Source organism: Caulobacter sp. Root655 (genome assembly GCF_001427665.1).
Lineage (GTDB): Bacteria > Pseudomonadota > Alphaproteobacteria > Caulobacterales > Caulobacteraceae > Caulobacter.
On sequence record NZ_LMHC01000021.1, the window covers coordinates 251,758 to 269,453 of the forward strand.

A 17,696-nucleotide genomic window follows, 5' to 3' on the forward strand; every position below is an offset into this window, starting at 1 on the left:
AGCCTCCGCCATGCGCGCCGCCCTGCTTTCCGCCGCCCTGGCGCTGGGCCTCGCCCAGGCCGTCCTGGTCACGCCTGCCCTGGCCACGCCGGTCGTCGCCGAGGTCAAGGTCTCGATCGGCCCGGACCTGGCCAAGAAGGCCGACACGATCGGAACTCGCGAGTTCGACCTCCTGACGACCGATCTGAAACGATCGATCGAGCGCAAGCTGCTCCCACGTCCCGGCGGCGGAACCCTGGCCCTGGTCATCGAGGACGCCAAACCCAACCGTCCGACGGCGCAGCAGATGTCCAGGACGCCGGGCCTTTCGATGGAGAGCTTCGGCGTCGGCGGAGCACGGATCAGCGGCGTCTATGTCGCTCCCGGCGGAGCCCGCACGCCGATCGACTACAGCTGGTACGAAAGCGATATTCGCCAGGCGCGTCACGGCGCGACCTGGAGCGACGCCGAGACCGCCTTCGACAAGCTGGCGGTCCGACTGTCCAAGGATCAATTCGGTCCGCGCTGAAACACCGGTTTCCGGCGACGCTTGCCAGCGGACCCGACACGGCGTCTGATCAACGTTCATAAACGCGGGGGTAGCCCGCTCTTGGCGAGGAAGCATGACCGGACGGCGCTCATCCTGGACCCTGGCGGCCTTCGCGGCGCCCTGCCTGCCGCTGGCGGCCCTGGGCCTGCCCCTGGTGGTCTATCTGCCGGAATACTATGTCAGCGAGTTGGGCCTCTCGCTTTCCGTGGTGGGCGCCGCCTTCCTGCTGGTGCGGCTGGCCGACATCATCCTGGACCCGATCCTCGGCGGCATGATGGACCGCACGCGCACGCGCATCGGCCGTTTCCGCCCCTGGCTGGCGGCTGCCACGCCCGTGCTGATGATCGCCGCCTACGCCCTGTTCATGGCCAAGCCCGGGGTCGGGCCGATCTATCTGTGGGCCTCGCTGGTGGTCTGCTATGTCGGCTATTCGATGGCCGTGCTGGCGCACACCGCCTGGGGCGCGGTGCTGTCGCCCGACTACCAGCAGCGCTCGCGGATCTATGGCTGGTGGGGCGCCGGCAATGTGGTCGGCATGATCCTGGTGCTGCTGTTGCCGCCCCTGCTGGCCATCGTCTTCAAGGGCGACCACGCGGCCGGGATCCAGTCGATGGGCTGGTTCATCATCATCCTGCTGCCCCTGACCTTCCTGCTGGCCATGGGCGTGGTCGGCGAGACCAACGTCCCGCCCGTCAAGCACGCCGCCGGCCTGCGGCAGTATCTGGCGCTGATCAAGCGGCCGTCGGTGCAGAAGCTGCTGGCCGCCGACCTGCTGATGGGCCTGGCGCCGGGCATCGCCGGGGCGCTGTTCTTCTTCTTCTTCGAGCGCATCAAGGGCTTCAGCAAGGCCGAGGCCGGTGTCCTGCTGCTGATCTATTTCGTCGCCGCTTTGTTCGGATCGCCGATCTGGCCGGCCCTGGCCAAGAAGGTCGGCAAGCACAAGTCCCTGGCCATCGCGTCGGTGGCCTACGCCGTGTTCCAGCTGGCCGTGGTGTTCACGCCCAACAACCAGGGCCTGTTCACGTTCAACGTCTCCAACGTGATCAGCATGGGGATCCTGATCCTGGCCGGCCTGCCCTATTCGGCCGCGCCGCTGCTGGTGCGCTCGATGATGGCCGACATCGGCGACGAGGAACGGCTGCACGCCGGCGTCGACCGCACGGGTCTGCTCTACGCGGTCGTCAACGGCACGGTGAAGCTGGGCCACGCCCTGGCGATCGGCGTGTTCCTGCTGCTGTCCTGGCTCGGCTTCGATCCCAAGATCCCGAGCGCCCAGGGCGACGCGGCCCTGATCACCCTCTACGCCGCGGCTCCGGCCGCGTTGGGCCTGCTGGTGTGCGCGATCATCCTGCGCTATCCGCTGGACGCCGCCGCCCACGCCGAGATCCGCCGTCAGCTCGACGAACGGGACGCGGCCGAGCCCCTCCTCAGCCCGAGCCCGGAACCGCATGTCTCACCCCTCCTCGCTCCCAATCCCGCCGCTGAATGAAGAAAATGGGAGCCACCCGCTCTTCACTCTGATCGACATCATGGCCCGGCTGCGCGACCCGAACGGCGGCTGCCCGTGGGATCTGGAGCAGACCTTCGCCACCGTCGCGCCCTACACGGTGGAGGAAGCCTATGAGGTGGCCGACGCCATCGAGCGCGGCGACCTGTCCGACCTGAAGGAAGAGCTGGGCGACCTGCTGCTGCAGGTGGTGTTCCACTCCAGGATGGCGGAGGAACAGGGCGCCTTCGACCTGGCCGGCGTGGCCGCGTCGATCAACGACAAGATGATCCGCCGCCATCCCCATGTGTTCGGCGACCACGCCTACGAGAACCAGGACGCCCAGACCGCCGGCTGGGAGGCGCTGAAGGCTCAGGAGCGCCAGGCGAAAGCCAAGGGGGGCGTGCTGGACGACGTGCCGGCCGGCCTCCCCGCCCTGACCCGCGCGGTCAAGCTGACCAAGCGCGCCGCCCGGGTCGGGTTCGACTGGCCGTCGACCGACGAAGTGCTCGACAAGCTGGCCGAGGAGATCGCCGAACTGAAGGTCGAGATCGCCGCCGGCGACAAGGCCAAGGCCCGCGAGGAGCTGGGCGACCTGTTGTTCGTGGTCGCCAATCTGGCCCGCAAGCTGGACGTCGAGCCCGAGGACGCCCTGCGCGCCACCAACGCCAAGTTCGTGCGCCGGTTTTCGTTCATCGAGGCCGAACTGGCCAAGGACGGGCGGACGCCGGACCAGTCGGACCTGGCGGAGATGGACGGGCTGTGGGACGCGGCGAAGGCGGCGGAGCGCGCGAAATAACCTTCTCCCGGAGGGGAGAAGGAGGGGCCCGCGCCGCAGGCGTGGGAGGATGAGGGGTTACGTCGTCACCGTCTAAACCCCTCACCCTCCCATCGCGAAGCGATGGGCCCCTCCCTCTCCCTATGGGAGAGGGTTATCCTTCGGTCGCCATCACCCACACGTTCGGGAACTGCCGCTCGAACCGGCCCAGGGCCTGGGCGTCGAGGCGGGCGATCAGGCGCACGCCGCCTTCGGCCTCCTCGTCGCGGCTCTCGACCCGGCCGTTGCGGTAGATCCAGGCCAGGGCCTCGCCGTCGCCCGCCGCCAGCCGCACGGCGACCGGCGGGGTGTCGTCGATCAGGGCCCCGACCCGCTTGAGCAGCTCGACGCAGCCTTCGCCGGTCACGGCCGAGACCGCCGAGGCGCCCAGGCGCCGGGCCTGGCCGTCGAGGATCTCACGGGCCTCGCCGTCGACCAGGTCGATCTTGTTCCAGACCTCGAGGATGGTCTTGCCGTCCTCGGTGGTGACCTTCAGCTCGGCCAGAACCGCCTGGACGTCGCGGGCCTGGGCGTCGGTGTCGGGATTGGCCACGTCGCGCACGTGCAGCACGACGTCGGCCTCCTGCACCTCCTCCAGGGTGGCGCGGAACGCCTCGACCAGCTCGTGCGGCAGGTCGGAGATGAAGCCAACGGTGTCGGACAGGATCGCCGGCCGGCCGTCGGGCAGTTTCACATTGCGCAGGGTGGGGTCGAGGGTGGCGAACAGCATGTCCTGGGCGACGACGGTCGCGTGGGTCAGGCGGTTGAACAGCGTCGACTTGCCGGCGTTGGTGTAACCGACCAGGGCGACGGTCGGGTACGGCACCTTCTTGCGCTGTGAGCGGTGCAGGGTGCGGGTGCGCCGCACCTCGTCCAGCTCGCGCTTGAGCTTGAGGATGTTGTCGCGGATCAGGCGGCGGTCGAGCTCGATCTGGGTTTCGCCGGGGCCGCCGGTGTTGCCGGTGCCGCCGCGCTGGCGTTCCAGGTGGGTCCAGGTGCGGACCAGGCGCGAGCGCTCATAGTCCAGCCGAGCCAGCTCGACCTGCAGCTTGCCCTCGCGGGTACGGGCGCGGCGAGCGAAGATCTCGAGGATCAGGCCCGTGCGGTCCACGACCTTGACGTTGAGGGTCCGTTCCAGATTGCGCTGCTGGACGGGGGTCAGCTGGTCGTCGAACACCGCGACGTCGATCTTCTCGACCTCGCAGAGCGCCGCGAACTCCTCGATCTTGCCCTTGCCGAACAGGGTGGCGGGGGTGACCAGGCGCAGGGGCGCGATCATCGTCTCGACGACGTTCAGGTCGAGGGCGAGGGCCAGGCCGACGGCCTCTTCGAGGCGCGCGACGGGATCACGCGCCTCAAGAGCCGATTGGCCGCGCGTCGGGCGCACGGGATGGATCACGAACGCCTTCAGGACCGGCGTCGCGTGGTCGATGGATTTAGAAGTGGATTTGGTCAAACGTCAGGAATCAATCGTCTTGATCAGCGCTCGGCTCGTACAGTTGCACGGGCTGGGCCGGCATGATCGTCGAAATGGCGTGCTTGTAGACCAGCTGGGACTGGCCGTCGCGGCGGAGCAGAACGCAGAAGTTATCGAACCAGCTGACCACGCCCTGCAGCTTCACGCCGTTGACCAGGAAGATCGTCAGCGGCGTCTTGGACTTGCGCACGCTGTTCAGGAAAGTGTCCTGAAGGTTCTGTTTTTTTTCGGCAGACATTGGGGGTTCCCCTCTTATTGTTTCGGAGGGCCACACGCCCCCCACACAAACAAGTTCAGACTAGAGCATTTTTCGTCGGTTGGTATGACCAATCCGCACGGAAAATGCGCCAAAAGGTAGCGAAGTTTAAATCGCCGCCTCCTTGGCCCGCTGGATATAGAGAGCCCGAAGCCGCGTCGCCACTGGTCCGGGCTTTCCGTCCCCAACGGCGACGCCGTCGATGCTGACGATCGGCAGCACCAGAGTGCCCGCGCCGGTGATGAAAGCCTCCCGGGCGGCCTTGGCTTCTTCCACCGTGAACGGCTGCTCGGTGATCGGCAGGCCTTCGTCGGCGATCACCTCCATCAGGCTGGTGCGGGTGATGCCGCGCAGGATGTTGGCCTGGGTGTCGCGGGTACGCAGGCGGCCTTCCGAATCGACGATCCAGGCGTTGGACGACGCGCCCTCGGTGACCAGGCCCAGTTCGTCGACGAACCAGGCCTCGACCGCGCCGCGCTGGCGCGCCGCCTGCTTGGCCAGGGCGTTGGGCAGCAGGCCGATCGACTTGATGTCGCAGCGACCCCAGCGGTTCTCCGGCACGGTGACCACCGAGAGGCCTCGGGCGGCCTTGGCCTCGGCGGCGGCGCGGTCGACCGACTTGGCGGTAACGACCACGGCCGGCGGCACGGCGGGATTGGGGAAGGCGTGGTCGCGCGGGGCGACGCCGCGAGTCACCTGCAGATAGACCAGGCCGTCGCGCACCTTGTTGCGGCGGACAGCCTCGCGCAGCACGACGGTCAGGGCCGCCTGGCTCATCGGATGGGCGATCTTCAGTTCGTCCAGGCTGCGCCACAGCCGGGTGAAGTGGCCAGCCGCGTCGGCCAGCTTGCCGTCGAACACCGCCCAAACCTCGTAGACGCCGTCGGCCAGCTGGTAGCCGCGATCCTCGATATGCACGGCGGCCTGGCCGTGGCGCACGAACCGACCGTTGACGTAGGCGAAACGCGACATTTCTCAGTTCCTCATGAGCGCGGCATTGCGGCGCTAAACACACACAAAATCCGTTTTCCCGGCGAAGGCCGGGATCCAGATTCATCCAGAGCCTCTCGTGGGTTTCATCTGGACCCCGGCCTTCGCCGGGGAGACGGATGAAAATTAGCCCAACAGCACGGCGGTCCCTATTCTTCCTCTTCCACCCGGGCGCCCGCGACACCGAGAGATTTCAATTTTCGGTGCAGGGCCGAGCGCTCCATGCCGATGAAGTTGGCGGTGCGCGAGATGTTGCCGCCGAACCGCAGGATCTGGGCGTTGAGATATTCGCGCTCGAACAGTTCACGCGCCTCGCGCAGCGGCAGGGCGATGATCCGTTCGGCCCCGATCGCCCCGGCGTTGCCGCCCGAAGGCTGGTCGTTGGCGTTGAGCATCTCGGCGGTGATCAGGTCGCCCGGCTCGCCGGAGGCCAGGATCAGCATGCGTTCGACGTTGTTGCGAAGTTGTCGGACGTTGCCGGGCCAGGCCTGGACCTGCAGGGTCGCCAGGGCATCCTCGCCCAGCCGCCGCCGCTGCAGGCCGGTGGCCTCGCAGATGCGGTCGACGAAATAGCTGATCAGCTCGGGGATGTCCTCGCGGCGCTCGGAAAGCCCAGGCACGCGCACCGGCACCACGTTGAGGCGGTGGAACAGGTCCTCGCGGAACCGGCCGGCGGCGATCTCGTCGCGCAGCTCGCGCGAGGTCGAGGAGATCACCCGGACATCGACCTGGACGTCGTTGTCGCCGCCCACCCGGCGGAACCGCTGCTCGACCAGCACCCGCAGGATGCGGCTCTGGGTCTCGCGCGGCATGTCCGCCACCTCGTCGAGATACAGCGTGCCGCCGTGGGCCCGTTCGAACACCCCGATCTTGCGCGGCCGGCCGTTCTCGCCCTCCTCGCCGAACAGTTCGACGTCCAGGCGCTCAGGGGCCATGCCCGCGGCGCTGACGGCCACGAACTCGTTGCGCAGCCGGGTGCTGGAGCCGTGGATCAGCCTCGCCACCAGCTCCTTGCCCGAGCCCGGCGGCCCCGAGACCAGGACCCGGCTGTTGGCCGGGGCGACCTTGGCGATCAGCTGGCGCAGAGCCTGGGCGGCCGCCGACTTGCCCATCAGCCCGTCGGAGCTGAAGCTCTGGACCCGCAGGCGGCGGTTTTCCCGTTTCAGATTCGCGGCTTCTAGAGCGCGCTCGACCACCAGCAGCAGCCGGTCGGACTTGAAGGGCTTTTCCAGGAATTCGTAGGCCCCGCGCTTGATGGCGCTGACGGCGGTCTCGATATTGCCGTGGCCCGAGATCATGATCACCGGCAGGTCGGGGTCCAGGGCCTTGACCATGTCGAGCAGCTCCAGCCCGTCCATGCCCCCGCCCTGCATCCAGATGTCCAGCACCAGCAGGGCCGGCTTACGGGCCCGCAGCGCGGCCAGGGCTTGGTCTGAATCGGCGGCGACCCGGACGGCGTAGCCCTCGTCCTCGAGGATCCCAGCCACCAGTTCGCGGATATCGACCTCGTCGTCGACCACAAGCACGTCAGCGCTCATATCATCTCCTCTACGCCATTCGGTGCGTTCGCGGCGGCGAGCCGCGCGGTCGTGGGGAACTTCAGGATGACCCGGGCGCCGGTTCCATGCAGCGCGTCGGTCAGGACCAACTCACCCTCGTGGTCCTCCATGATCCGCTTGACGATCGCCAGGCCAAGGCCGGTGCCCTTCTCGCGGGTCGTCACGTAGGGTTCGGTCAGCCGGTCGCGGTCGCGGGCCGGCAGGCCCACCCCGTTGTCCTCGATGACGAGGCACAGGGCGTCGTCTTCCGACACCAGGCTGGCGACGATGCGGCCCGGCGGTTCCGGCGAGGCCTGGCGGCGGGCGCCGATGGCTTCTCCGGCGTTCTTGAGGATGTTGGTCAAGGCCTGGCCGACCATCCGGGCGTCGCAGCTGACCCAGACCTCGCCGCCCGGCTCCTCGATCAAGACCTCGGTCTCGGTGTCGACGAAGCGCTGGGCGAACACCGCCTGGCGCAGCATCTCGGCCAGGTCGGCGGGCGCGAAGCGCGGCGCGGGCATGCGGGCGAAGGCCGAGAATTCGTCGACCATCCGGCCGATGTCGCCGACCTGGCGAATGATGGTCTCGGTGCAGCGGTCGAAGGTCTCAAGGTCGCTGGTGATGTCCTTGCGGTACTTGCGACGGATACGCTCGGCCGACAGCTGGATCGGGGTCAGCGGGTTCTTGATCTCGTGGGCGATGCGCCGGGCGACGTCCTTCCAGGCGGCGTTGCGCTGGGCGGCCATCAGGCGGGTGATGTCGTCGAAGGTCAGGACCAGGGTCTCGGCGGCGTGGCCAGCCCCGCGGAAGCGCAGCCGCCGCGTCTCGCCGCCGCGCATCACGTCGATCTCGACCTCGGCGTTGGGACGGCCGCCGCTGATCTCCTCGACCACGGGCTCCAGTTCCGGCGCCGCCTCGGCCAGGGACTTGCCCACGGCGTCGTCGTTCAGGGCCAGCAGGTCGCCGGCCCGGCGGTTGAGCGCGGTGATCCGGCCCTCGGCGTCCAGGCCCACCACCCCGGCGCTGACGCCCGACAGCACGGTCTCGATGAACTGGCGGCGCTGTTCGGCGTCGAGGCTGGCCACGCGCAGGGCGGCCTGCTGCGCCTGCAGGTCGGTGGTCATCATGTTGAAGGCGACGGACAGGGCGCGGATCTCCTCGGGCCCGTGCTCGACGTCGACCCGCGCGTCCAGGTCTCCCGCCGACACCCGGCCGGCCGCCTGGACCAGGCCCGAGACCGGCGCGGCGATCGAGTTGGCGGCGGCGATGCCCACCCAGACGGCGGCGACCAGCACCAGCAGCGCGGTCTCGATATAGCTCAGCCCGAAGATCACCTGGATGCGCGCCTGGTTCTTGGCGGCTTCCCGATACGAGATCAGCGACTCCTCGGACTCGATCAGGTGGGCCAGGATGCCCTTGTCGATCGGTCGGGCCACGTAGAGATAGGCGTCGGGAAAGCCCTTCAGGCGGTAGAGCGCCCGGAACAGGTCCTCGGACACGAAGCGCTGCGAGGTGATCTCGCCGGTGTCGGTCCACTTGAAGCTCGAGGGCGGCGGGGCCAGGAACGGCGGGGCGTCGTCGCTCTCGGCCCGGGCCAGGATCCGGCCGTCGCGGTCCAGCACATAGGCCGACGAGAAGCCGTTGTCGTCGGCCAGGCTCTTCAGGAAATGCCCGAAGGCCACGGGCGAGTCGGCCAAGGTGGGGGCGGCCTGGTTCAGGGTGCCGGCCATCGGCCCGACGTGCTGGCTGATATAGGTGGTCTGCTCGCTGACATAGGAGCGGGCCACGGTGGCCGAGTTCTCGACGACGGTGCGCACGCGCTCGCTGAACCAGGCGTCGACGCCGCGATTGACCAGCACGCCGAAAAACAGGGCGACGATCACCGCCGGGGCCACCGCCGCCACCGAGAACAGGCCCACGAACCGCAGGTGCAGGCGCGCGCCGGCGTCGCTGGCCCGGGCGTCGACCAGGTCCAGCAATCCCCAGCCGACGATGCCGGCGATGCAGAGGATCAGGGCCAGGTTGAGCCCCAGCACCACCAGAATGACCGTGGTGGCCGGACCGATCGGGCCGGTGGTCGGCGGCGACGAGGCCAGGCCCACCGCCGTTGCGGTCAGGGCGACGGCCAGGCCGTAGGCGACACCCAGGGTGTAGCGCGACCGCAGCAAGCCTCGCCACCAGGCCCGGCTGAACCGGGTCGGCGGTCCTTCAAGCTCCAGTACGGATGCAGCGGACGCCATTGACCAAGTTTAAGGGGAGGTGTGCCCCAAACTCAACAGGTATGTGCCAATTAAGCGTCAGCGTCGGCAAACGGCGGCGCCGATGACGCCAGCAGCGGTTGTCATCCCGGACAAGCGCGCAGCGCGCCGATCCGGGACCGCCGGAAGCGCATGCGCTCAGGCCCCGGTCCCGGGTCTTCGCTGCGCGGAGTTATCCTTGGGCGCGCGCTTCGCGCGACCCGAGGGCCCGGGATGACAACCCGTTTGGGTTCGGAAGAACGATCAGCGCCGCCCCCGGGTCATTTCCACGCCGAGATCCTGGATCTTCTTGCGCAGGGTGTTGCGGTTCAGCCCGAGAATCTCGGCCGCCCGCACCTGGTTGCCGCGGGTCGCCGACAGGGTCAGCTGGATCAGCGGCCGTTCGACCTCCTGCAGCACCCGGTCATAGAGCCCCGCCGCCGGCACGCCGTCCGGCTGGTCGGCGAAGTGCGACGACAGGTGACGCTCGACCAGGCTGGCCAGGGTGACCGGGCCCTCGTCGGCATGAGCCGTCGGGGTATGGTCCTGCAGCTCGCGGTCGACGATGCGGGCGGTGATCAGCTCCTCGGCATAGAGGGCGCACATCCGGCGGATCAGGTTTTCCAGCTCGCGCACATTGCCCGGCCAGGCGTGGGTCTTCATGCGGTCCAGCGCGCTGGAATCGATGGTCTTGGCGGGAAGACCTTCACGGTTGGCGCGCAGCAGGAAGGTGCGGGCCAGGTCGGGGATGTCCTCGGTACGGTCGCGCAGCGGCGGCAGGCGCACCGGGGCGACGTTGAGGCGGAAGAACAGGTCCTCGCGGAACAACCCCTGCTGGATCAAACCCCGTAGGTCACGATTTGTGGCGGCGATGATCCGCACGTTGGGGCGGCGGCCGGTCTTGGGGTTGAGCACCGGCTCGGTGCCGTCGATCACCCGCAGCAGGCGCGTCTGGGCGTCCAGCGGCATGTCGCCGATCTCGTCCAGGAACAGAGTGCCGCCATCGGCCTCGATCAGCCGGCCCTGGTCGCCCTCCCCGCGCCCGAACAGCTCGGTCTCGACCCGCTCGCGCGGCACGGCCGCCAGGTTGATGACCACGAACTTGCCGTCGCGGCGACGGCCCAACTCATGCAGGGCGCGGGCCACCAGCTCCTTGCCGGTGCCGCTTTCGCCGAGGATCAGCACCGTCAGGTCGGCGCCGACCAGGCGGGCGATGGTGCGATAGACCTCCTGCATCGGGGCCGAGCGGCCGATCAACGGCAGGCGCTCGTCGCGCATGGCCCGGGCCTGGGCCTTGGAGGCCTCGGCGTCGGCCGGCCGCGACAAGGCCCGGCGGGCGGCGGCGGTGACGTCGTCGAGGTCGAAGGGCTTGGAGATGTATTCGAACGCCCCCGCGTCGGCGGCGTTGACCGCCGTCAGCAGGGTGTTCTGGGCGCTCATCACGATGATCGGCAGCTTGGGCCGCTCCTTGCGGATGCGCGGCAGCACGTCGAAGACGTTCTCGTCAGGCATCATCACGTCGGTGACGATCAGGTCGCCCTCGCCGTCCATGACCCACTTGAGCAAGGTGGTGGCGTTGCCCGTCGCCCGGACCTGATAGCCCAGCCGGGTGAAGGCCTGGCTGAGCACCAGCCGCACGGAGCTGTCGTCATCGGCGATCAGGATCTTCTTGTTGGCGGCGTTCATACGCGGGCGTCTCCGGTGGACCGGTCAGGGGAAAGCTTTTCAGTCGCCATGGGCAGCAGCACGCGGAACACGGTGCGGCCGGGCTCGGATTCGAAGTCGATCAGGCCGCCGTGGCTGGTCACCAGCTTGGTGACGAGGGCCAGGCCCAGGCCCGTGCCGTTGGCCTTGGTGGTGACGAACGGCTGGAACAGGTGGTCGCGCAGGCTCGGAGGCACGCCGGGGCCGTTGTCCTGAATACGGATTTCAATCGGCGCGCCGGCGGCGGCCTTGCCGTCGGCCCCGCGCACCCGCACGCCGGGGCGCCAGGCGGTGTGGATCGACAGTATGCCCTGGCCGTCGCCCCGGGCGTGGGCGGCCTCGGCGGCGTTCTTGACCAGGTTCAGGAACACCTGGATCAGATGGTCCTCGTCGCCCCAGACCGGCGGCAGCGAGGGGTCGTAGTGCTCCTGCAGCGCCAGGCCGTCGGCGACGCCGTTGACCACCAGGGCCCGCACGCGATCCAGCACCTGGTGGATGTTGACCGCCTCGCGCGGGCCTGGAACCTCGTCGGAGAAGGCCTCCATGCGATCCACCAGCCGGCGGATGCGGTCGGTCTCGTCGACGATCAACTGGGCCAGGGGCTGGTCGGCGGCGCTGGCGCCGGTCTTCAGCAGCTGGGCGGCGCCGCGGATGCCGGCCAACGGGTTCTTGATCTCGTGGGCCAGCATGCGGCCCAGGCCGACCACCGAGCGCAGGCCGGCGGCGTCCGAGGCGCGCTCGACGCCCAGCACGCCCTTGACGTGCAGGGTCAACAGCACCGAGCCGTCGCCCAGCGGCGCGGCGGCCCCGTCGGCCTCGAACGGCGGCTGGCCGAACAGATTGACCTCGACCCCGTGCTCGCGGACCAGGGCCCCTTCGAACAGGGCGCGGTCCATCATCGAGACCAGCACCGAGCCGGGCGGCAGGGCGGCGCGGAACCGGCCGCGGGCCAGCAGCGACAGGCCCTGGCCGAACAGCGCCTCGGCCGCCTCGTTGACCGCCACCAGCGCGCCGTCGCGGTCGACGACCAGGGCGGGCTCGGGGCTGAGGTCGAAGGCGGCGACCTTCAGGCCGTCGGCGATCTTGGCGGGAACGACCCGGGCGTGATCCGTCATGCCGCCAACCTCCGGTCGTCAAGCCACAGGGTCGCCAGGCCGTCCTCGATCGCGGCGGGGTCTTCCAGCCGGCACAGGACGCCGCGCGCCGCCCGCCTCGCCTCGGCGTCGGCCGGCCACGGCGCGGCGTCGACGTAAGAGGCCAGATGCTTGCGGAACATCTTCAGTCCCAGCTCCTGGCCATAGAAATGGATGCTGCGGCGGAAATGGGTGACGGCGATGGCCAGCCGCTCGTCGGCGTCCGGCTCACGGAAGCCCTCGCCGTCCAGCGCCGCCTCGATGGCCTGGGCGATCCAGGGACGGCCATAGACGCCGCGCCCGATCATCACCCCGTCGGCGCCCGATTGTTCGAGGGCCAGGCGGGCGGTGTCGCCATCGACGATGTCGCCATTGACCAGGACCGGCACCGTGACCGCGGCCTTGACGGCCGCCACGGCGCTCCAGTCGGCCACGCCCTTGTAGAACTGACAGCGGGTGCGGCCGTGGACCGTGATGGCCTGCGCGCCCGCGTCGACGGCGCGGCGAGCGATGTCGGCGGCGTTACGGCTGTCGTCGTCCCAGCCCAGGCGCATCTTGACGGTGACCGGCACGTCCACGGCGCTGACGGCGGCGGCCACCAGGGCCTCGGCCAGGTCGGGCTCACGCATCAGGGCCGAGCCCGAGGCGACGCCGCCGGTGACCATCTTGGACGGGCAACCGAAGTTCAGGTCGATGATCTGGGCCCCGGCCTCGGCGGCCATCCGCGCGCCCTCGGCCATGAAGCCCGGGTCGCGGCCGACCAGCTGGACGACCATCAGCGGCAGGCCGTCGCCGACCGCCGCGCGGCGCACCGCGTCGGGCCGCCCCCGAGCGAACTCGGCGCAGGCCACCATCTCGGTCGCCACATAGGCCGCGCCGAGGCGGGTGGCGGTTTCCCTGAAGGGCAGGTCCGAGACGCCGGTCATCGGCGCGATCCACACACGCCCAGGCACCTCGACCTTGCCGATAGTGAGACTTTTGCTCATTTTATATGCATCCCCATCGCACTGTTTTTAGGCATATTGTGCGGCGCCGTAAAGCCTCCTTCTCTGGACAAGTTTCGATGGGGGGCTAAACACCCCTCATGAACTTTTCAGCCGTCATCGTCGCCGCGGGCTCGGGAACGCGAGCCGGGCCTGGCCAGGCCAAGCAATGGCGCGATTTGGCGGGCAAGCCCGTGCTCCGCTGGTCGGTGGAATCCCTGCTGAACGCCGGCGTAAAAAACCTTGTGATCGTGACCGAGCCTGGGGCGCGGAGCATCGCGGAAGACATACTTAAAGATTTACCAGGTTGGACAACAACCTCTGGCGGCGCGACTCGGGCGCTGTCCGTCCAGGCCGGTTTGGTCGCCCTGGCCGACCGTCCGACCGACGAGCCGGTGCTGATCCACGACGCCGCCCGCCCCTTTCTCGGCGCCGCAGCAATAACGGGTGTCCTGACGGCGCTCGCGAACGCCGACGGCGCGATTCCGGCCTTGCCGGTGGCCGATACGCTGAAAAGCGGGGCGGCCGGCTCGGCCGTTGTCACAAAACCGCGCGACAACCTGTGGCGCGCCCAGACCCCCCAAGCCTTCCGTCGCGACCGCCTGCTGACCGCCTACGCCGCCTGGAACGGTCCGGACGAGCCGACCGACGACGCCCAGGTGGTCGAGCAGGACGGCGGCCGCGTGGTCGTCGTTCCCGGCGACCCGATGCTGTTCAAACTGACCTATCCGGAGGACTTCGCCATGGCCGAACAACTGGCGGGCCGCGCGCGGATCACCCGGATGGGCCAGGGCTTCGACGCCCATCGCTGGGGGCCCGGCGAGTCCGTGTGGCTGTGCGGCGTCGAGATCGCCCATGACGAGACCCTGATCGGCCATTCCGACGCCGACGCCGGCCTGCACGCCCTGACCGACGCCATCCTGGGCGCGATCGGCGAAGGCGACATCGGCGACCACTTCCCGCCCACCGATCCGCAATGGAAAGGCGCGTCCTCGGACAAGTTCCTGATCCACGCCGTCGACCTGGTCCGTCGACGTGGCGGAACCCTGGTCAATGTCGATGTGACCCTGATCTGCGAGCGGCCGAAGATCAAACCGCACCGCGCGGCGATGCGCGCGCGGCTGGCCGAGATCCTTGACCTTCCGCTCGACCGGGTCAGCGTCAAGGCCACCACCACCGAGGGCATGGGCTTCACCGGCCGCGGCGAGGGCCTGGCGGCCCAGGCGATCGCGGTGGTCGAGACACCGGCGTGAAGACCGAGGATGCGGGTGGGGACACACACTCACCCCATCCACGTTGCCACGGGCCCCCTGCCCGTGGTGTGAGTGTGTGTTCCCGATCGATGCGCCGAGTCCGCCGATGTTCCCCCTAGAGATCGAGACCCTCGCCCGCCTGCTGATCGACGAAGCCCGGCAGAAGTCCCTGCGCCTGGTCACCGCCGAGAGCTGCACCGGCGGCCTCGTGGCCGGGGCGATCTGCGCGATCTCGGGGGCGTCCGACGTCTTCGAGCGCGGCTTCGTCACCTACACCAACCGGGCGAAGTCCGAGATGCTGGGCGTGCCGGGCGACGTGATCGCCGACCATGGCGCGGTATCCGAGGTCGTGGCGCGGATGATGGCCGAGGGGGCGCTGGAGGCCAGCAATGGCCATGTGGCGGTGTCGATCACCGGCGTCGCCGGGCCCGGCGGCGGCTCGCCGTTGAAGCCGGTCGGCACGGTGCATCTGGCGGTGGCCCGCGCCAACCGCTCGGTCGTCCATCGCCACGAGCGCTTCGCCGGCGGGACCCGCGAGGCGGTGCAGCTTGCGGCGGTGCGCACGGCGCTGGAAATGCTGCGCGAAGCGGTGGCCTAGGTGCCGGAAGCCGCGCCCAGCGACTGGCGGCGGTTCGTCGGCATGGGGCTGTCGCGCGCCGCCCTGGCCAAGGCGGCGGCCCGCAAGACCGAGTGGCGCCACGCCATCCGGGTGTCGGTGGCGGTGGTGACTGCCTACGCCCTGGCCACCCTGCTGCGCCTGCCCCAGGGCTATTGGGCGGTGTTCACCGCCGTGATCATCGTCCAGGGCAGCCTGGGCGCGACGATCACCGCCTCGATCGAGCGCCTGATGGGCACGGTGGTCGGGGCCGTGGTCGGGGCCGGGGCGGCGATGCTGCACGCCCGCTGGCCCGAGGCCGGCGGACCGATCCTGGCCATCACCGCCGCCCTGCTGGCCTTCCTGGCCGCCGTGCGTCCGGCCTTCAAGGTGGCGCCGATCACCGCCGTGATCATGCTGATCGGCACGACCACCCACATGGACCCGCTGGTCGCCGCCTTCCTGCGGGTGGCCGAAATCACGGTCGGCAGCGTGGTCGGCATCGCCGCCACCCTGCTGATCTTCCCGGCCCGCGCCCACGCCTCGGTGGTCGAGAACGTCGACAAGGTCGCCGAGCTGCTGGCCGACCTGCTCGACCACTACGCCCTCAAGCTGCGCGGCGGCGAGACCACCATCGACGCCCGCGACCATTACGACGAGACCCTCAAGGCCCTGGCCAAGCTGCAGACCGCCATGGCCGAAGCCGAGCGCGAGAGCGCCAGCAAGCTCAGCGACCATTCGGTGACCGACGCCCTGCCCCGCACCCTGTGGCGGCTGCGCAACGACTGCGTGATGATCGGCCGGGCGTTGCGCGAAACCTTCCCCGCCCCAGGCCTGACCCTGCAGTCGGCGGCAATGCTGGGCGCGTGCGCCGGCTTCCTGCGGACTTGCGCGACCCTGCTGTCGGGCGGTCCCCGTCCCGACCGCATCGCCTTCGCCCAGGCCCACCAGGCGTTCCAGACCGCCGTCGAGACCCTGCGCGAGACCGGCGGCACCCGCGCCCTGGCCTTCGACGACGCCGCCCGGGTGTTTGGCCTGGTGTTCTCGATCGAGAACCTGTTCGGCAACCTCGGCGACTTCGAAGAGCGGGTCGAGGAGACGGTCGGCAAGCGGGGGTGAGGGTTATGTCGGCGCACGATCCGGTGCGGACCGTCGAACGGTCAACCTTCGGTCACTTTCGAAAGGAAAGGCGACCGTCCTACAACCACCCCAAGCGGCCGGTCAAAACGTCCGGGCCCGGGATGACGGCGCGAAGGGAGCACGAGCCGAATTGAGGCTGCCCGTTCAGCCCCCCAGATACGGCTTGTAGCTCTTTTCCTCGACAATCTCCGACCCGACCAGGGCGTTGATCGCCCGCTTCACGGCGGCGCGGCGGTCGTTGTCGATATAGACGCGGCGGGCCAGCTGGACGAAGGACGGGCCGAAGTCCTGGCGGCGCTCGTGGTCGCGCTTGCCGTCCTCGATATCCCACAGGGCGGCGTTGATCTGCGTCAGTTCGGCGGTCAGGCGCTCCAGGTCGGGCGAACCGGCCAGTTCACGAGCGGCGGTCGCCTCCAGCAGGGCCAGTTCGACGCGGACATTGGCTTCCTTGGCCGGATCGCCGATCCGCGTGGCCTTGACCCGCAGGATGGTGATCTTGTCGATCAGTTCGCCGGCCGAGATGGGGGCTAGGATGGCCATTCAGGGCTCTCCGGCGATCAGGCGCAGCAGGGCGGCTTCCACCACCTCGGGCGGCAGGGCGGCCATGTCCTGTCCGTAGTCCTCCGCGACCAGCAGCTCAAGACGCCGGGCGGCGGGACGGAACTTCGCCGCCTTGCGATGGTCCTTCTGCAGCGACAGCAGCGGCGCGCCGCCGGCCGCCAGCATGTGGCCCGGGCCCGCGTCGTTGGCTATCGCGGCGGTCAGTCGTCCAGCCAGGGCGATGGCCAGCAGCGGCCCGTTCACGGCGGCATGGCCGTCGGTGCGGTCCTTCTCCGGGAACAGCGCCGACGGGACGGCCTCGCGCGCCGCCTGGGCGTCGGTAGCCTCGTCGGGGCCGAAGAAGAACACCGCCTTGCGGCTCGAGGCTTCCAGGCGACGGGCCAGGTCGAGATAGCGGTCCAGCGGCCAGCGCTTGTCCTGGCCGCCGGCGCCGGGCGCCAGGCCGATATAGGTCGGACCGTCGGGCAACAGCGCCTTGGCCGCCGCCAGGGCGTCGGGATTGGTCAGGACCAGGGGGCGAGGCGCGCCCGCGCCATCGGTGGCCAGGGCCAGCAGGCGACCCAGGCGATCGACCACGGCCGCCGGCCAGCCGGGTTTCCGCGCCTGGGCGGCGGCGGAGACGAACAGACCCTTGCCGCCCTTGGGGGCGGCGCGCCTGGCCACCAGGCTACGACGCAGGTTCTCCTGGGTGTCGATGACCAGGTCGAAGGTCCGCCCGCCGAACGGCTTGACCCAGGGCAGGACGTCCAGCGTCCCGGCCCCGGTCGGGCCGGTGGTCAGGATTTCGTCGACATAGCCGGCGACGACGCCCTTCAGCGGGCCGGCATAGACCGTCTCGCCCTTGGCCGCGCACCAGGTGATCCGGGCCTCCGGGAAAGCGGCCCGCAGGCCGGCGATGAAGGGAAGTTTGATCAGGCCGTCGCCGATCACCTCGCCCATCGAATAGATCAGGACAGTCTGGACCATGGCCCGGCTTAGGCCGCCCGGCCCGCCGGCG

16 protein-coding genes are annotated in these 17,696 nt (G+C 69.5%); 6 read left to right on the forward strand and 10 right to left on the reverse strand.

From position 1 onward, the window contains the following. Nucleotides 1–10: 10 nt before the first annotated feature. The 3 genes from ASD79_RS12590 (at nucleotide 11) to mazG (ending at nucleotide 2,814) form a co-directional block, all read left to right on the forward strand. On the forward strand, nucleotides 11–508 hold the full coding sequence (locus tag ASD79_RS12590; RefSeq protein ID WP_056722109.1) for a hypothetical protein: 498 nt from the start codon (nucleotides 11–13) through the stop codon (nucleotides 506–508). Nucleotides 509–602: 94 nt separating this feature from the next. Then, nucleotides 603–2,018, forward strand: coding sequence for an MFS transporter (locus tag ASD79_RS12595; RefSeq protein ID WP_056722111.1), 1,416 nt, complete (start codon nucleotides 603–605; stop codon nucleotides 2,016–2,018). Then, nucleotides 1,978–2,814 carry a nucleoside triphosphate pyrophosphohydrolase gene (gene mazG / locus ASD79_RS12600; RefSeq protein ID WP_082584930.1) on the forward strand — a complete coding sequence of 279 codons (837 nt, stop codon included), beginning with the start codon at nucleotides 1,978–1,980 and terminating at the stop codon, nucleotides 2,812–2,814. The genes ASD79_RS12595 and mazG overlap by 41 nt, the downstream gene beginning before the upstream one ends. Nucleotides 2,815–2,947: 133 nt before the next feature. Here the strand turns inward: mazG and hflX are convergent, their stop codons facing one another. The 8 genes from hflX to dusB all read right to left on the reverse strand — a co-directional run bounded on the left by hflX (nucleotide 2,948) and on the right by dusB (nucleotide 13,153). Further along, the gene (hflX, locus tag ASD79_RS12605) at nucleotides 2,948–4,288 is read right to left on the reverse strand and encodes a GTPase HflX (RefSeq protein ID WP_056722115.1); all 1,341 of its coding nucleotides are present in this window, start codon (nucleotides 4,286–4,288) and stop codon (nucleotides 2,948–2,950) included. A gap of 10 nt (nucleotides 4,289–4,298) precedes the next feature. Next, nucleotides 4,299–4,547: an RNA chaperone Hfq gene (hfq, locus tag ASD79_RS12610; RefSeq protein ID WP_007668735.1), complete on the reverse strand. Its 249-nt coding sequence runs from the start codon at nucleotides 4,545–4,547 to the stop codon at nucleotides 4,299–4,301. 126 nt (nucleotides 4,548–4,673) lie between these two features. Next, on the reverse strand, nucleotides 4,674–5,537 hold the full coding sequence (locus ASD79_RS12615; protein WP_056722117.1) for a D-amino-acid transaminase: 864 nt from the start codon (nucleotides 5,535–5,537) through the stop codon (nucleotides 4,674–4,676). A 167-nt stretch (nucleotides 5,538–5,704) separates the two neighbouring features. Continuing rightward, on the reverse strand, nucleotides 5,705–7,093 hold the full coding sequence (locus ASD79_RS12620) for a sigma-54 dependent transcriptional regulator (protein WP_056722119.1): 1,389 nt from the start codon (nucleotides 7,091–7,093) through the stop codon (nucleotides 5,705–5,707). Next, nucleotides 7,090–9,333: a PAS domain-containing sensor histidine kinase gene (locus ASD79_RS12625; protein ID WP_056722120.1), complete on the reverse strand. Its 2,244-nt coding sequence runs from the start codon at nucleotides 9,331–9,333 to the stop codon at nucleotides 7,090–7,092. Before ASD79_RS12625 ends, ASD79_RS12620 begins: the two co-directional genes overlap by 4 nt. 261 nt (nucleotides 9,334–9,594) lie before the next feature. Then, nucleotides 9,595–11,016, reverse strand: a complete 1,422-nt coding sequence (locus ASD79_RS12630; protein WP_007668743.1) for a sigma 54-interacting transcriptional regulator — start codon at nucleotides 11,014–11,016, stop codon at nucleotides 9,595–9,597. Next, nucleotides 11,013–12,149, reverse strand: a complete 1,137-nt coding sequence (locus ASD79_RS12635; protein WP_056722122.1) for a nitrogen regulation protein NR(II) — start codon at nucleotides 12,147–12,149, stop codon at nucleotides 11,013–11,015. The genes ASD79_RS12630 and ASD79_RS12635 overlap by 4 nt, the downstream gene beginning before the upstream one ends. Continuing rightward, nucleotides 12,146–13,153: a tRNA dihydrouridine synthase DusB gene (dusB, locus tag ASD79_RS12640; protein ID WP_056722124.1), complete on the reverse strand. Its 1,008-nt coding sequence runs from the start codon at nucleotides 13,151–13,153 to the stop codon at nucleotides 12,146–12,148. Before dusB ends, ASD79_RS12635 begins: the two co-directional genes overlap by 4 nt. Nucleotides 13,154–13,251: 98 nt before the next feature. On the opposite strand from dusB, the gene ASD79_RS12645 reads away from it, so the two are divergent. The 3 genes from ASD79_RS12645 to ASD79_RS12655 all read left to right on the forward strand — a co-directional run bounded on the left by ASD79_RS12645 (nucleotide 13,252) and on the right by ASD79_RS12655 (nucleotide 16,117). Then, the gene (locus tag ASD79_RS12645) at nucleotides 13,252–14,403 is read left to right on the forward strand and encodes a bifunctional 2-C-methyl-D-erythritol 4-phosphate cytidylyltransferase/2-C-methyl-D-erythritol 2,4-cyclodiphosphate synthase (protein WP_056722126.1); all 1,152 of its coding nucleotides are present in this window, start codon (nucleotides 13,252–13,254) and stop codon (nucleotides 14,401–14,403) included. 106 nt (nucleotides 14,404–14,509) lie between these two features. After that, nucleotides 14,510–15,001: a CinA family protein gene (locus ASD79_RS12650; protein ID WP_056722127.1), complete on the forward strand. Its 492-nt coding sequence runs from the start codon at nucleotides 14,510–14,512 to the stop codon at nucleotides 14,999–15,001. Continuing rightward, a complete protein-coding gene (locus tag ASD79_RS12655; protein WP_056722129.1) occupies nucleotides 15,002–16,117 on the forward strand; it encodes an FUSC family protein in 1,116 nt (371 codons plus the stop codon). It abuts the gene before it with no gap. Nucleotides 16,118–16,282: 165 nt separating this feature from the next. Here the strand turns inward: ASD79_RS12655 and ASD79_RS12660 are convergent, their stop codons facing one another. Together ASD79_RS12660 and ASD79_RS12665 are read right to left on the reverse strand one after the other, a co-directional pair. Further along, complete coding sequence (locus ASD79_RS12660; protein ID WP_056722132.1) at nucleotides 16,283–16,678, reverse strand: DUF6165 family protein; 396 nt, start codon at nucleotides 16,676–16,678, stop codon at nucleotides 16,283–16,285. Beyond that, the gene (locus ASD79_RS12665) at nucleotides 16,679–17,665 is read right to left on the reverse strand and encodes a glycosyltransferase family 9 protein (protein WP_056722134.1); all 987 of its coding nucleotides are present in this window, start codon (nucleotides 17,663–17,665) and stop codon (nucleotides 16,679–16,681) included. Between the last annotated feature and the right edge of the window lie 31 nt (nucleotides 17,666–17,696).

Bases quoted from the DNA above. Each gene is read 5' to 3' on its own strand.
- ASD79_RS12590 (WP_056722109.1), top strand. From the start codon at position 11: ATGCGCGCCGCCCTGCTTTCCGCCGCCCTGGCGCTGGGCCTCGCCCAG.
- mazG (WP_082584930.1), top strand. From the start codon at position 1,978: ATGTCTCACCCCTCCTCGCTCCCAATCCCGCCGCTGAATGAAGAAAAT.
- ASD79_RS12625 (WP_056722120.1), bottom strand. From the start codon at position 9,333: ATGGCGTCCGCTGCATCCGTACTGGAGCTTGAAGGACCGCCGACCCGG.
- dusB (WP_056722124.1), bottom strand. From the start codon at position 13,153: ATGAGCAAAAGTCTCACTATCGGCAAGGTCGAGGTGCCTGGGCGTGTG.
- ASD79_RS12630 (WP_007668743.1), bottom strand. From the start codon at position 11,016: ATGAACGCCGCCAACAAGAAGATCCTGATCGCCGATGACGACAGCTCC.
- ASD79_RS12660 (WP_056722132.1), bottom strand. From the start codon at position 16,678: ATGGCCATCCTAGCCCCCATCTCGGCCGGCGAACTGATCGACAAGATC.
- ASD79_RS12595 (WP_056722111.1), top strand. From the start codon at position 603: ATGACCGGACGGCGCTCATCCTGGACCCTGGCGGCCTTCGCGGCGCCC.
- ASD79_RS12620 (WP_056722119.1), bottom strand. From the start codon at position 7,093: ATGAGCGCTGACGTGCTTGTGGTCGACGACGAGGTCGATATCCGCGAA.
- hfq (WP_007668735.1), bottom strand. From the start codon at position 4,547: ATGTCTGCCGAAAAAAAACAGAACCTTCAGGACACTTTCCTGAACAGC.
- ASD79_RS12645 (WP_056722126.1), top strand. From the start codon at position 13,252: ATGAACTTTTCAGCCGTCATCGTCGCCGCGGGCTCGGGAACGCGAGCC.
- ASD79_RS12615 (WP_056722117.1), bottom strand. From the start codon at position 5,537: ATGTCGCGTTTCGCCTACGTCAACGGTCGGTTCGTGCGCCACGGCCAG.
- ASD79_RS12635 (WP_056722122.1), bottom strand. From the start codon at position 12,149: ATGACGGATCACGCCCGGGTCGTTCCCGCCAAGATCGCCGACGGCCTG.
- ASD79_RS12665 (WP_056722134.1), bottom strand. From the start codon at position 17,665: ATGGTCCAGACTGTCCTGATCTATTCGATGGGCGAGGTGATCGGCGAC.
- ASD79_RS12650 (WP_056722127.1), top strand. From the start codon at position 14,510: ATGTTCCCCCTAGAGATCGAGACCCTCGCCCGCCTGCTGATCGACGAA.